This window comes from Nocardia sp. NPDC004582 (assembly GCF_053602115.1).
In genome coordinates, this window is sequence record NZ_JBSGCY010000160.1 from 1 (window position 1) to 13,940 (window position 13,940).

Here is a 13,940-nt window from a genome sequence, read left to right on the forward strand (position 1 = left end):
GCCCCCGGCGGCCACCCGGGCCACCGCGTCCGCGGCCTGATCCCGCAGCGCCCGCGGTTCCACGCCGCGTGGTTCGGCGGTGACCGTGTCGTCCTCGGCGAGCTGCGCCAGCCCGCAGCCGGTGCACAGGTCCATGGCCAGCGGATGCGCCGCGTCGCCCGCACCGGATTCCGCCTCCAGACTCGGAAAGTCGTCCGCCGCGGGCATTTTCCCGAGGTCCAGTACCCGCACCAGCGGGCCGTGCCCGCAGCCGCGACATCCCCGCGCCTGGTGCGCGCGCACGGCCTCCGCCGCCGCCCCGCTCATGGCAGCATGGCCTGGTGCGTATCGAAGCGACCGACCTCGCCGACGTCCTGCTGCTGACCCCGCAACCCTTCCGCGACGATCGCGGCCTGTTCACCAGAACCTTCGACGCCGAGGAGTTCGACGCGCACCTGGGCACGCCCGGCGTATCGGCGAGCTTCGTGCAGGACTCGCAGTCGCGCTCGCGCCGGGGTGTGGTGCGCGGGATGCACGGGCGCTCCGGGCGCGGCGAGGCCAAGCTGGTGCGGTGCGCGCACGGCGCGGTGCACGACGTGCTCGTCGACATCCGGCCCGGGTCGCCGACCTTCGGTCGCCAGCAGGCTTTTCTGCTGGACGACAACGAGTTCCGGCACCTGTACGTGCCGCCGGGGTTCCTGCACGGGTTCCAGGCCCTCACCGAGGTCGCCGACGTCTGCTACCGCATCGACCGTCCGCACGACCCGGCCGAGGACCTGGGTGTCGCCTACGACGATCCCGACCTGGCCATCGCCTGGCCGCAGCCGGTCACGACGGTGTCGGAGCGGGACGCGGGCGCGGGATCGTGGCGCGAGCTGCTCGCCGCCCATCACCTCACACCCCGGTCCTGATCCGGCGCAGCTCGTCGTCCAGCACCCCGGCCTCCTTGAGTGAGGTCAAGTGCGCCAGGCGCGTGAAGCGCTGGAAGAAGGCCTCCGAGGTGAGCCCGCGCGCGGTGTACTCGCGATACAGCTCGGCCGCGCCGTCGGGAATGCTCCAGCGCGCCTCGAAGCCCAATTCCCGGCGGGCGTAGCCGAAATCGACGCGGTAGGAGCGCGGATCCGCACCGCTCTCGCCGGTGATGGCCAGCGTGGACTCCGGGACCACGTCGACCACCGCCCGCGCGATCTGCGCGACGGTCAGATTGTTCGTCTCGGCACCCACGTTGTAGGCGCGGCAGTGCACGGCCTCGATCGGGGCCTCCAGGCAGGTGGCGAAGGCGAGCGCGATGTCCTGCGCGTGCACCAGCGGCCGCCACGGCGTGCCGTCGGAGAGCACCTTGACCTCGCCGGTCAGCACCGCGTACCCGACCAGATTGTTGAGCACGATGTCGGCGCGCAGCCGCGGCGAGAAGCCGAACGCGGTGGCATTGCGCAGGAAGACCGGGGAGAAGCCGGAGTCGGCGATGGCGGCCACATCGTCCTCGACCCGCACCTTGGACTCGGCGTAGGGGGTGAGCGGGCGCAGCGGCGCGTCCTCGGTCACCAGGCCGTCACCGGCCGCGCCGTACACCGAACACGTGGAGGCGTAGAGGAATCGGCGCACCCCGGCCGCTTTGGCCAGCCGGGCCAGCCGCACCGAGGCGTGGTGGTTGATGTCGTAGGTGATCCGCGGCGCCAGCGCGCCCAGCGGATCGTTCGACAGCGCCGCCAGATGCACCACCGCGTCGAAACCGGCGAGCTGATCGACGGTCACCTCGCGCAGATCCACCTCGATGGCGGGCGGTGGCGGCGGGGCCTCACCCAGTACGCAGTCCGCGAAATAGCCGGTGTCCAAACCGGTTACGTCGTGCCCGGCCTGCCGCAGGAACGGCACCATGACCGTCCCCAGATACCCCTGATGTCCGGTGACGAGTACCCGCATGACTATGCACCTCCGAAAGTGATGGTGGCCTTCTCGAGCAGAAACGCCTCGGCGTGCCGGGCGCGGCACTGCACCCCGCGCAACCGCGACAGGGCCAGGAAGGACTGCTCATCGAACCAGTCCCGATTGTGTTGCGAGGGATAGTGTTTCAGCAACAGGGCGGCCTTGGTCTCGGCCAGCCCCTCGGGTAGCGGATGGAACACCGCGGGCTGCGGGGTGTCGGTCTCCCACTTGAGAATCTCGTAGCCGAGCACCAGGTGGTCGCGGAACTCGGTGGGAGCCAATTCGGCCAGCAGCCGGTGGTCCTGGTGGGCGTCGCGGCGATGCGGCGCGAAGACCACCTGCGGCGCGCCCCCGCCGGCCAGCGCGGCGACCGCCTGCTTGGCCCGCACCCAGTGCGCGGGGGCGTAGCCGTCGGGGATGTCGAGGATGGTGAGCTCGAGTTCGGCTCCGGGGCAGAAGGATTCGAGCGCCGCGCGCTCCTCCTCGGCCCGCTCGGTGCCCGCGCCGGTCAGCACCAGCGCCCGCACCCGCAGGCCGGGCCGGGCCCGGGCCAGCGTCAGCAGGGTGCCGCCCATGCCGATGGCCAGATCATCGCAATGGGCGGCCAGCAGCGCGATCTCGGTGATCGCGCCGGTGTTCAAGCCGATCATGCGCCGCGACGCTCCCACACCATCCAGGGGCGATCACCCTGCTGGTAGCCGGTGTCGAGCTCGGCGCGCTCCTTGAAGGTGTCGGCCGGCTTCCAGAAACCGTGGTGCTGATAGCCGAACAGCCGGCCCTGCCCGGCCAGCGCGCCGCAGGCGTCCTCCACCAGATCCCCGCCGGGCGGCAGGTGGTCGAAGATCTCCTGGGTCAGCACGAAGTAGCCGCCGTTCTCCCAGATGGGCAACTGCGAGACCGGGGTGATGTTCTTGACCTCGCCCGCGGAGTTCACGTCCACGCAGTGGAAGGAGGACTGCGGCGGGACGATCATCATCGAGGCCGCCGCCCCGGAATCCTGGAACTGACCGATCATCTCGTCCAGCGGGGCGTCGGTCAGCACGTCGGCGTAGTTGGCCAGGAAGTACGGCTCGCCCTCGAGATGGCCGCGCACCCGGCGCAGCCGCTCGCCGATCGGCGACTCCACCCCGGTGTCGACGAAGGTGATGGTCCAGTCGCTGATATCGGACTGCAGCAGCTCCACCTTGCCGCCGCGGATCACGAAGTCGTTGGACACCGACTCCTGATAGGTGAGGAAGAAGTTCTTGATGTGGGCCGCGCCGTAGCCCAGGCACAGCACGAAGTCCTTGTGCCCGAAGTGCGCGTAGTAGCGCATCACATGCCAGATCAGCGGGCGCGGGCCCACCATCTGCATGGGCTTGGGTATGACGTCCTCGGTTCCGTTGCGCATGCGCATGCCGTAACCGCCGCAGAACAGTACGACCTTCACGAGCTTTACCTTTCGGCGGGTGTGGATGCGGCGGCGTCGTCGAGCGTCGCATGATGCAGATGGGGGAGCGGGTAGACGAGTTCGCCGCCCCGCTCGAGGACGTGACGCAGTTGCGCGGTGATCTCGCGCTCGAGATTCCACGGCAGCACCAGCACCACATCGGGGCGATCGGCGTCGATCCGCTCCGGTTCGTGTATCGGGATACGGGTGCCGGGCGTGAATCGTCCGTGCTTGTAGGGGTTGCGGTCGACCGTGTACTCGAGCAGGTCGGTGCGGATACCGCAGTAGTTGAGCAGGGTGTTGCCCTTGCCGGGGGCGCCGTAGCCGGCCACCCGCTTGCCGGAGGCCTTGGCGTCCAACAGGAATCGCAGCAGATCCTGGCGCACCCGTTCGGTGTCGGGGCGCAGCTCCAGGTAGCCGCCGACCTCGTGCAGACCGGCGTCGGCCTCGAGCCGCAGCGCCTCGGCGACCCGGTCGGTCGGGGTGCCCACGCCTCGCGGGCGGGCCCAGATGCGCAGGGAGCCACCGTGGGTGCCGATCAGCTCGCAGTCGACCACCTCGAGTCCGGCGGTGGCCAGCGCGCGCTGCGCGGACAGCAGCGTGTAGTACTGGAAGTGCTCGTGGTAGACGGTGTCGAACTGGGCCAGCGCCACCAGGTTCAGGGCGTGGTGCACCTCGATCGACAGCCAGCCGTCGGCGGCCATGAGCGCGCGCAGCGAGCGGGTGAAGCCGAGCAGATCGGGAATGTGGGCATAGACATTATTGGCCACCACCAGATTCGCCGGTCCGTGCTCGGCCACCACCCGGGCCGCCAGCGCCTCGTCGAGGAAGCCGGTTTCGGTTGGTACGCCCTTGTTCCGTGCTGCCGCACCGACATTCACCGACGGCTCGATGCCCAGGCACGGGATGCCGGCGGCGACCGCGTGCTGCAGGAGATAGCCGTCGTTGCTCGCCACCTCAATTATGAAACTATTGTCGTTCAGTTTTAGCTGTCCGATTGCTTGCTCCACGAAGAGTTTCGCATGCCGAACCCAGCTTTCCGAGAACGACGAAAAGTAGGCGTATTCGGTAAATGTCTCTTCCGGAGTGATCAGTGCTGGAATCTGTAGCAGTAGACAGTTTTCGCAGAGCCGCAGATGCAGCGGATATGTCGCCTCGGGGAGGTCCAGCTCGGCGGCGGTGAGAAATTTCTCGCAGGGCGGCGTGGCACCTAGATCAAGAACACTGAGCAATCGATCGGAATCGCAAAGACGGCATTGCACGAAGTTTCCCCACCTTTCACCGAGTCCGGGCTGCCCGCGCAGCACCGGATGACCAGTGGGTCGGCTCGGTCCGGCCTTACGTTACAACAGGATTGCGCGGCGCCCGGGGGCCCGACGAGTGACCGATAGTGCCAAAACAACTGTAATTCTGCGACCCGCAGAACCGGGCGTCCGGTCGGCAAACCGTCGAGTCTTGCACCACAAGGGTTTCGACCAGCTCACACGGTGTGTCTTGCGTACGTCAAGCTGCGATTTTGCGAATAGGGGAAATAGGGGGGATTGATGTGGGGAACCGGTCGCGATCAAACCCGTTACTTTCTGGAAACGTTGCTACCGTGCAAGATTGGGTATGGATGACACACGGGGTGTGTAACATTCGGCTTCTGGCCGCCGAAAGACTCGGCGGCATCATCGGTTGTCATGGTCTGAAAGCCCTTGGGAAACCGGCGTCAGCCTGGTCGTGGAACTGATCAGCGGGGATCGGAACCGAGTTCTCCCGTGGGGGAGGTGCGTTCGTTTCATGTCTTATGAAATCTCTGCCGGTCGCGCCGTGCGCGTGCACCGGCCACCGCGTCCCGGGCCGCGCTCGGATCGTGAACGCTGGCAAGCGGATTACGCTAGTCGGCTATTTATCAGCGACCTCTGTGTATTAATCCTATCCGTCGGATTCGCCCAGTGGATTCGTTTCGGCGGATCCGGTGCGGAGCCCCCGCTGGCGTCCCAGCTGCCGCTGGAGGTTCGCTACACCATGGTGTCCGCCCTGCTGGCGCTCGCCTGGTCGGTGACGCTCGCGCTCAGCGGCACCCGTTCGCCGCGGGTGATCGGCAGTGGCACAGAGGAATACCGGCGAGTGGTGGCCGCGTCCCTCAAGCTGTTCGGCGGGATAGCTATTGTTTCGCTACTGCTGCGCGTGGATATCGCTCGCGGATATCTCGCCATCGCCCTGCCGCTCGGCATGGTCTTGCTCATGGTGGAACGGCGGATCTGGCGGCGCTGGGTCGCGGGCCGGCGCGCCCGCGGCGCCTACCGCACGGCCATGCTGGTGGTCGGCAGTCCCGAGGCGGCGCGGGCCATGGTGTCGGCTTTCTCCCTGGACCGTGACTCCGGCTATCAGGTGATCGGGGTGTGCACCCGCAGCGAGGAGCCGCCGGCGGAGTCGGCGCTCGAGGTCGGCGGCCGGGAAATCCCGGTGGTCGCAAGCGATCACGATGTCATCGACGCCGTGCGACGCACCGGCGCGGACACCGTCGCGGTGACCGCCACGGACAATCTCGGGCCCGCCGACTTCCGCCGCATGGCGTGGGAGCTCGACGAACTCGGGGCCGAGCTGATCGTCACACCCGGCCTGGTCGACATCGCCGGCACCCGGCTCACCCACCGGGTGGTCGCGTCCATGCCGATGCTGCACGTGGAGAAGCCGCAATACGACCGGGCGAAGTCGATTCGCAAGGGCATGTTCGACTTCTGCTTCGCCGTCGCCGCCCTGCTGGCCATCGCACCCGCGCTGGCCATGATCGCGCTCGCGGTGAAACTGTCCAGCCGCGGCCCGATCTTCTACCTGTCCGAGCGGATCGGCCGGGACGGGCAGCCGTTCCGGATGATCAAGTTCCGCAGCATGTACGCCGACGCCGACGCGCACATCAACGCGCTCATCGACAGCAATGGCGGCAACCCGCTGTTCTTCAAGGTCCGCGACGATCCGCGAGTCACCTCCGTCGGCAAGGTGATCCGCAAGTACTCCCTCGACGAACTACCGCAGTTCTTCAACGTGCTGCGCGGCGAGATGAGCATCGTCGGCCCCCGGCCGCAGGTACAGCGGGAGGTGGACTCCTACGACGGCGTCATGCGACGGCGGCTGCTGGTGAAGCCGGGCGTCACCGGGTTGTGGCAGGTGAGCGGCCGCTCCGACCTCACCCCCGAGGACGCCATGCGTCTGGACCTGTCCTACGTCGAGAACTGGTCCATGGTCCTGGATCTGCTGCTGATCGCGAAGACGATCGGCGCGGTGACCCGGGGCGAGGGCGCGTACTGAACCAAGCGTTCAATACCGAAGGCGCGCACCACATCCAGCGGTGCGCGCCTTTCCCGTGCAACCCGTGGCAGACTCTCTGGAACAGTGACGTACGGGGAAGGGGAGGGGAGGATGACGCTTCCAGATCCGGACGCCGCGCGCGCGATCCTCATCGGAACCGCTCGCTACGCCCCGGATTCGGGCTTCGAGTCCTTCCCCGAAGTGGAGCGCAGCCTGCTCGACTTCGCCGAATTCCTGCGTGGCGAAACAGGACTGCCCGCGGATCACATCGATGTGGTTCTCGATCCGGCGGATAGTACGACCATCGCGGCCCGGGTCACCGCCGCCGCGCGCGCCGCGACCGGGCTGCTACTCGTCTACTACGTCGGGCACGGGGTCGCGGTCGACAACCAGTTGCATCTGACCCACACGGGTTCGCGCTCGGCCGACTCCGATGTCACCGCGCTGCCGTATCCGGTGCTGCGCTCGCGGATCAAATCCAACGCGCGCGGTCCCGTCGTGGTGATTCTCGACTGCTGCCACAGCGGAAGAGCCTTCGGCCGTGACGTTCTCGCCGGGGAAGGCGAGCCGTTGCGTGAGGCCACCGATATCGACGGCGCCTTCGTCCTCACCGCCACCGACGAGAAGACCAAGTTCGCGCGGGCCACCGGCGGTGGCGGTCGCACCGCTTTCACCGGCATGATGCTCGACACACTGCGCGCCGGGGTGCCGACTGCCGACCGGTACCTCACGCTGAGCGTCTTGTTTCGCGAACTTCGCACCCGGCTGCCCGCCGCGAACATGCCGAAACCGAAAGCGCTGGAACGAGGAACGGCCGGCCGGATCGCGCTGGCGGCCAACGCCGGATGGACCGGCCGCACCGAATCCGCCACGTTGCCCGCCACCGGCGACACCCCCTACCGGGCGACGATCCGTGACATCGCGCCCGCGGAGGGCCTGTCCGATCGTGAGGCGGAGTTGGCCGAACTCGCCGACTTCTGTGCCGGCGACGAGTCCTACCTCTGGTGGCGGGCCGGACCCTGGGCGGGCAAGACGGCCCTGATGGCCTGGTTCGCCCTGAATCCGCCGCCGCGGGTGCGGGTGGTGGCGTTCTTCATCACCTCGCGCATGGCCGACCAGGACGACCATCGGGCCTTCACCGACGCTGTGGTGGAACAGCTCTCGGCCCTGCTGCCGGATCAAGCCGCTACCGTCGCCGGCGCGACCGGAAGCCGCGACGGGCTGCGCCGCCATCTGCTCGCGCTGGCCGCCGAGCGGGCCGCGGAGGCCGGGCAGCGGATCGTATTGCTGGTGGACGGACTCGACGAGGACCGCGGCCGGACCAGCATCGCCTCCTTGCTGCCGAAGAATCCCGGACCGGGACTGCGGGTCCTGGTCTCCGGACGCCCGAATCCCGGGCTCCCGCTGGATGTTCCCGCCTCGCATCCGCTGCGGCACTGCCGCCGCCGCGAACTCGGCCCCTCCGCCAAAGCCTTCGACATCCGCGACGCCGCGCAACTGGAACTGCGCGGGATCCTGGAACGCTCCGACGCCGACCAGCAGATTCTCGGACTGGTGACGGCCGCTCGCGGACTGACCAGCACCGAACTCGAGGATCTGACCGGGTGGCCGCCGTTCCGCATCGAGACCATTCTGTCGGGCGTCACCGGGCGCACCTTCCGGACCCGGACCAGCCGGTTCGGGTCCGACCAGGTGTACCTGCTCGCGCACGAGACCCTGCAACGCGAGGCCGAGGCGACGCTGGGCCGCGCGCTGCTCGTGGAATACCGAAACCGGTTCCACGCCTGGGCCGAGCGCTTCCGCGACCGCGGCTGGCCGGTGGAGACGCCGACCTATCTGCTGACGCGATACTTCTCGATGCTGCGCAGGCACGGCGACATGGTGCGGATGACCGAACTCGCCCTCGACACCGCACGCCATGATCGGCTCCTGCTGCTGTCCGGCAGCGACCAGATCGCGCGCACCGAGATCGCGACCGTGACGGGTGTCTGGCTCGAACAGCGGGATCCGGACCTGGTCGCGGTCGGCGAGCTCGCGCTGCGGCGGCATCGGTTGACCCGGCGCGGGCGCGACATTCCCGCGAAACTGCCCGCGGCACTGGCCGACCTGGGTGAGCTCGTGCGCGCGCGGAGCCTGGCCGACGGCCTGCTGGACCCGCACCGTCGCCTGCGCGCCCGGATCGGCGTCGCCGCGACCCAGTTCCGCCGGGACGATCCGCGGCACAATCGGGCCGTGGTCGACTCACTGCGGGAGTCGGAGACCTCCGTCGTGCCCGACGCGGATCTGGTTCGCCTCGTCGGCGCCCTGATCGCCGTTCCGGATATCGAGAACGCCGAACTGCTGGCCGCCGAGATCACCACACCCGTGGAACGGGTTCGGATACTCGCGCAACTGATTCCGGCGTGGCGATCGCTCGGCCGCCACCAGGCGATCGAGGCGGCGAAGACCGAGATCGACCGCCACGTGGTGTGGGCGCGCAGCGCCGAACGCGACGAGGTGTTGCGGCCCGCGGTGCGCGCCTACGCGGCGCTGGACGACCACGACCGCGTCGACGAGCTGAGCGGCGCCGCCGAATCCGCCGGGGTACGGGTGGTGGCGCGCGCGGCGATCGCACGTTCCCTCGCCGCGCGGGGCGACGCGGAATCCGCTGCCCGCCAGGTGCGTTCGATCCGGTCGGAGCTGGGGCCGATCGGCAGCCAGGTGGTCCGGTCGCACGTGCTGGCCGCCATCGCCGGCGATCTCGTCGCGGCCGGATTCGGCGACGTGCTGCGGGCCGAGGCCGAGGCCGTGCTGGTCGACATCGAGGCCTGGCAGGGCCGGCTGGAGGCGTCGAACACCGGAATCGAGGCCGCGTTCAGCGACGCGATCAGCGGAATCGCCGACTATCCGTGGGGACATATCGAGGCCGCGGTGGTGCAGCTGGCCGACTGCCTCGTCGCGCTCGGGGAAACCGATCGCCTGCTTGCCCTGGCCGGCCGATTCACCCGGGGGACAGGCGGACTCGAGGTGGCGGTCCGAGCGCTGACCGCCCTGCTCGCGGCGGAACGGACGGCCGACGCCCGGCGGCTGGTCGCGGAGATCGAGCTTCGCGCCTACCAGAGCGTCGACCCGCGCGAGCGGGACCTGGTCCTGTACACGATGGTGCGGGCGCTGGCCGTCGCCGGGGAAATGACCCGCGCCGTCGCGGCGGCCGATCGGATCGACAGCGACGACCACCGGATCCTGGCCTTCACCTATCTCGGGACGCGGTCATCCGCATCGGCGCGCGGCGCCGGCTCGTTCCTCGAGTCGGCGATGGGCGCGATGCGTGTCGGGACCGAGCTGCCGAACGGCGGCTACCTGAGAACCGATCGGTCATTCCTCACCACCGTCTTCGCCACCGACTGGCTCGGCGGGTCGGCGGGCCCGGATTCGAGCACCCCGCTGGCCGAACTTGTTCGCGCGCTGCTTTCCGAGGGGTCTGTCGAGCGGGTGCGCGAGCTGACCGAACATCTCGTCCTGATGCATCACGGATCGCTCGATCCGGTGGACGGTCTGGCTCCCGGGCTGGGCGGCCTCGCGGTGCTGCTGGCCGAGACCGGGCAGCTCGATCTGGCCCGTGGGCTGATCGACGGGATCACCCTGCTGCCGGTCTGGCTGACCTCGCGGATGAGTGCGGGCGCGGGCATCTGGAGCGAACCGGCCACCATCGCCGAGCTGCTCGACGACGCCGAGCAGCTCGCGGTGGCGCTGCGCACCATCGGGGAGGGCGGCAGCGAACTCTCCGCCCTGGTCACCGGACGAGCCCGCGACGAGGCCGAAAGAGCCGCGGCCGCCAGCGATTCGCCCGACCTGCTGACGAATCGTGTGGTCCGCGCCCTGTTCTCGGCGGCCCTCGGCGACGCCGACGCGGTGTCCGGGCTGCTGGCGAGCCGCTGGATGACCGCGCTCGGCGAGCAGCGGGTGCTGTCGATGCTGGCGAGCTCCACGGCCCGCGCCGGCGCGGTCGACCGTGCGCTCGAGGTCGCCGAACAGCTCACCGACGACCTCGCCCGATCCGTCGCCTATCGGGAGATCCTGGCCGCCCAGGTGAAGGCGGGCCGCGAACCCAACGTACTGACCCGCCGCCATTCGATTCCGGTGCCCGCCGAACGCATTCATGCCATGGCACAGGTGATTCCGGCACTGACCGACGGTGGGCGCTCGGAACGCGCGAAGACGGCGCTGGCGGTCGCCACCCAGCTGCTCGCGCAACTCCCCCCGGACGAGATACGCGACCGCGCGGCGGCCCGGCTCGTCGACGCCGCTCTCGCGATCGGCGAACTCGACCAGGCCATCGAACTCGCGCGCGGCACCACCCGCGAGGCGCGCGGCGAACTCCTCACCCGCATCGCCGACGGTCTGGTGCGCGCCTACTCCGGCGTGCCGCCCGCCGACCAGGGCTTCGCCCGCCGCCGCATCCGCCGCCTGCTCGCCGAGGCCTGGAGCGTCGCCCCCTGGTCCGCGGTGCTGGACACGGTAGCCCGCTTCGATCCGGTCCTGCTGGTGGGTATCACCGACGAGGCCCTGCGACAGGACACGCTGGAACGCACGACCAATCAGTGAACCTCGATCACCGGCCGGCGCGCGGGGCCAACTCGACGAGGGGAATCACTCGCGCCGTGCGCTTCTGGTAGGTCGCGTACCCGGGGTAGGCCCGGACGACCTCGGGCCAGCGGGCGTCGCGCTCGGCGGCGGGGAGGACCCGGGCGGTCATGAATTGCGAAGGGCCGTGCTGGAAGGACACTTCCACCGACGGGTCGGCGGACAGGTTGTGGAACCAGGCGGGTGAGATGGTGTCGCCGCCGCGGGAGGCGACGATCAGGTAGCGGGGGCCGTCGATGACCGGGACGGTCAGCACGACGGTGTGGGGGCGGCCGGTGCGCCGGCCGGTGGTGGTGAGGGTCAGGGTGGGCATGTTCTTGAAACGGGTGCCGAGCTTGCCCGCGCTGAGGTCGAGCAGGCGGCGGTGCAGGGTGGTCGAGGTCTTCAGGTACAGCTCGGTGGCGGTGCGGCGGAGGTCGGGCACGGCGGGCTCCTCGGGTCGGTGGCGACGGTCGGGAACTACGATCGAGCCTCCCACTAGTAGACGACCAGTGAGCGGTCAGTGGCCGAGGCGCGCCCGGGCGGCGGTGATCCACCCGGGGTTGTCGCAAGCCCGCGCGATATCGAGGGCTTCGCGGTGGTGTTCGGCGGCCAGGGCGGCCTCGCCACGCCGGGTCGCCAGATCGCCGAGCACGGTATCGACGGGACCGACGACATACGCGCCGGTGTCGGCGCCGCCCAGCCGGCCCCGGTAGGCCAGCAGGTCGGTGTAGGTCTCCGCGACCTCGCGCGCTGTGCCCAGGTCCGCGACCACCATGCCGCGCAGGGTGAGGAAGAACGAGCGGAACCGGTCGTGGCGGACCGGTTGCGCTCGGCGCCACATCGATTCGGCGGCCGCGCGGTCACCGGCGGCGAGCAGGACGAGCACATGGAAATCGACGACGGCGTCCAACGACACCGCGTCGGCCTGGTCGATGAACGTCGCGATCACCGGCGCCAGCTCGCCCAGGCGCCCGCGGCCCAGATAGACCGTGAAGATGGCCATCAGCACGATGCCGTCCGCATTGAGAATGCCCGCGCCGGTGAGCAATTCACCGGCGCGCAAGTAGTGGCGCTCGGCGTCGTCGGGGTCGCCGGAGGCCAGTGCCAGCAGCCCGCGGGCCATCGCGTTGGCCAGCTGAGCCTGCCGCCATTGGTAGCGGTCGGCCGTCACCGTGGTCGCCTCGAGATGCTCGCGGGCCGCGGCCAGGTCGCCGGCGGAGGCGGCCGCCTGCAGTGCGATGGTGTGGCCCAGCAGCTGATAGGTGTGATCGCCGGTGCGCTGACCGATCTCGATCAACTCCGCGCCCAGCACGCCGCGATCCGGGTTGTCGTAGAGCGAGGCCCGGGCCTGCAGCGCCGGTGCGAGCAGGGTGTCGTCGCCCAGTTCCCGGGCGATCGCCTCGGCCTCGGCCGCCGCCGGGCTCGCCTGTTCGCCTGCCTCGCCGCCGATCTCGTCGACCAGCGCCACCAGCAACCGGCAGCGGTCGGCCGGGGACAGGCCGGGCAAGCGCAGCGCGTTCTCCAACCGGGCGACGATCGGGTGCTCGACCACGCCGTACTGGCGGTTCATCCACGGGGTCGGCGCGTCCCACGCGGTGAAGGCCCGGACCACCAGATCCGGGCGATCGGCGTCCTCGGCCAGCCGCACCGCGCGGTCGCGGGCGGCGCGGGCGGCGAGCGCGGACCCGGCGGAGAGATGGTCGTGACCGGCTCTGCCCAGCAACGAAACCCGTTCGTCCACGGTCTCGTCGCGGGGGAGCCGTTCCAGCGCGGCGACCGCGCGTTCGTAGCCGGCCGCGGCCACGTCGTAGGCGAATCGCCGCTCGGCGCGTTCGGCCGCGGCCACCGCGTAGCGGGCGGCCCGCCGCGCCGTCTCCGGGGTCACCGCTTCGCCGTAGTGGTGGGCCAGCGCGGTCAGATCGTCCGGGGCGATCTCCTCGAGCGCGGCCCCGATCCGGCGATGCCAGCGGTCGCGGCGCACCCGCGACAGATCCCCGAGCAGGGTGTCACGGACCAGGAGATGGGTGAAACGGGCACGGCCGCTGGCGGGTTCGTCGAGCAGCCCGGCGACGGTGCCCGCCTCGACCGCGTCGAGCACGTCCTCCTCACCCACCTCCGCGGCCCGCAGCAGCACCGCCAGATCGAACTCCCGACCGATCACCGCGGCCAGGCGCAGCAGCGCCACACCGGTCTCGGGCAGGCGGGACAGTCGACGGCGCAGCACATCCCGCACGCCCTCGGGGACCTCGGACGCGGCGACCAGTTCGCCCTCGCTGCGCAGCAGGCGGGCGGTCTCGGTGAGGTAGAAGGGGTTGCCGCCGGTGCGTTCGTGCAGGGTCGCCAGCACCGAGTCGGCCGGGGCGCTCCCGGTCAGCGCGGTGACGAGCCGGGCGCTGTCCTCGATTCCCAGGCCGCGCAGCTGGATTCGCGCGCGGATCGTGGTCGCGAGACCGGCCAGGGCCTGGGTCAGCGCCGGCGGCGCCTCGTCGGGCCGGTAGCCGATCACGACGAACACCGGCGCGCGGGCGGCCGCCGCGGCGAGCAGGGCCGCGGTCTCGGCATCACAGCGGTGGACGTCGTCGAACAGGATCGCCAGCGGTCCCTCGGCCGCGACGGCGGTCAGGTAGTCGCAGACCGCCCGATGCAGCAGGAACCGGCCGTGCGCGCGGTCGGTCTCGGGTGCGCCCGCGGCGTCGGTGAGCAGGGG

General features: G+C 70.1%; 8 protein-coding genes and 2 pseudogenes. 3 read left to right on the forward strand and 7 right to left on the reverse strand.

The features are described 5' to 3' along the window. A pseudogene (locus ACWELJ_RS29605) lies at positions 1 to 306 on the reverse strand (hypothetical protein); the annotation flags it as partial. 14 nt (positions 307 to 320) lie between these two features. Here ACWELJ_RS29605 and rfbC point away from each other — a divergent pair. Further along, the gene (rfbC, locus tag ACWELJ_RS29610) at positions 321 to 890 is read left to right on the forward strand and encodes a dTDP-4-dehydrorhamnose 3,5-epimerase (RefSeq protein WP_452369402.1); all 570 of its coding nucleotides are present in this window, start codon (positions 321 to 323) and stop codon (positions 888 to 890) included. Here rfbC and ACWELJ_RS29615 read toward each other — a convergent pair. From ACWELJ_RS29615 to ACWELJ_RS29630, 4 genes are read right to left on the reverse strand one after another with little or no spacing between them, the layout of a single operon-like run. Then, positions 874 to 1,902: an NAD-dependent epimerase/dehydratase family protein gene (locus tag ACWELJ_RS29615; RefSeq protein WP_452369403.1), complete on the reverse strand. Its 1,029-nt coding sequence runs from the start codon at positions 1,900 to 1,902 to the stop codon at positions 874 to 876. The genes rfbC and ACWELJ_RS29615 overlap by 17 nt on opposite strands. Before the next feature lie 2 nt (positions 1,903 to 1,904). Beyond that, complete coding sequence (locus ACWELJ_RS29620) at positions 1,905 to 2,555, reverse strand: PIG-L deacetylase family protein (protein WP_452369404.1); 651 nt, start codon at positions 2,553 to 2,555, stop codon at positions 1,905 to 1,907. Next, on the reverse strand, positions 2,552 to 3,334 hold the full coding sequence (locus tag ACWELJ_RS29625) for a glucose-1-phosphate cytidylyltransferase (protein ID WP_452369405.1): 783 nt from the start codon (positions 3,332 to 3,334) through the stop codon (positions 2,552 to 2,554). The genes ACWELJ_RS29620 and ACWELJ_RS29625 overlap by 4 nt, the downstream gene beginning before the upstream one ends. 5 nt (positions 3,335 to 3,339) lie before the next feature. Continuing rightward, positions 3,340 to 4,596 carry a methyltransferase domain-containing protein gene (locus tag ACWELJ_RS29630; protein ID WP_452369409.1) on the reverse strand — a complete coding sequence of 419 codons (1,257 nt, stop codon included), beginning with the start codon at positions 4,594 to 4,596 and terminating at the stop codon, positions 3,340 to 3,342. A 520-nt stretch (positions 4,597 to 5,116) separates the two neighbouring features. Between ACWELJ_RS29630 and ACWELJ_RS29635 the strand changes: the two genes are divergently transcribed. Together ACWELJ_RS29635 and ACWELJ_RS29640 are read left to right on the forward strand one after the other, a co-directional pair. Then, the gene (locus ACWELJ_RS29635; protein ID WP_452369406.1) at positions 5,117 to 6,628 is read left to right on the forward strand and encodes a sugar transferase; all 1,512 of its coding nucleotides are present in this window, start codon (positions 5,117 to 5,119) and stop codon (positions 6,626 to 6,628) included. A 111-nt stretch (positions 6,629 to 6,739) separates the two neighbouring features. Continuing rightward, complete coding sequence (locus ACWELJ_RS29640; protein WP_452369407.1) at positions 6,740 to 11,212, forward strand: caspase, EACC1-associated type; 4,473 nt, start codon at positions 6,740 to 6,742, stop codon at positions 11,210 to 11,212. A gap of 7 nt (positions 11,213 to 11,219) precedes the next feature. On the opposite strand, the gene ACWELJ_RS29645 is transcribed toward ACWELJ_RS29640, so the two are convergent. Together ACWELJ_RS29645 and ACWELJ_RS29650 are read right to left on the reverse strand one after the other, a co-directional pair. Then, on the reverse strand, positions 11,220 to 11,675 hold the full coding sequence (locus ACWELJ_RS29645; RefSeq protein ID WP_452369408.1) for a nitroreductase/quinone reductase family protein: 456 nt from the start codon (positions 11,673 to 11,675) through the stop codon (positions 11,220 to 11,222). A 75-nt stretch (positions 11,676 to 11,750) separates the two neighbouring features. After that, positions 11,751 to 13,940 (reverse strand): annotated as a pseudogene (locus ACWELJ_RS29650) (transcriptional regulator); the annotation flags it as partial.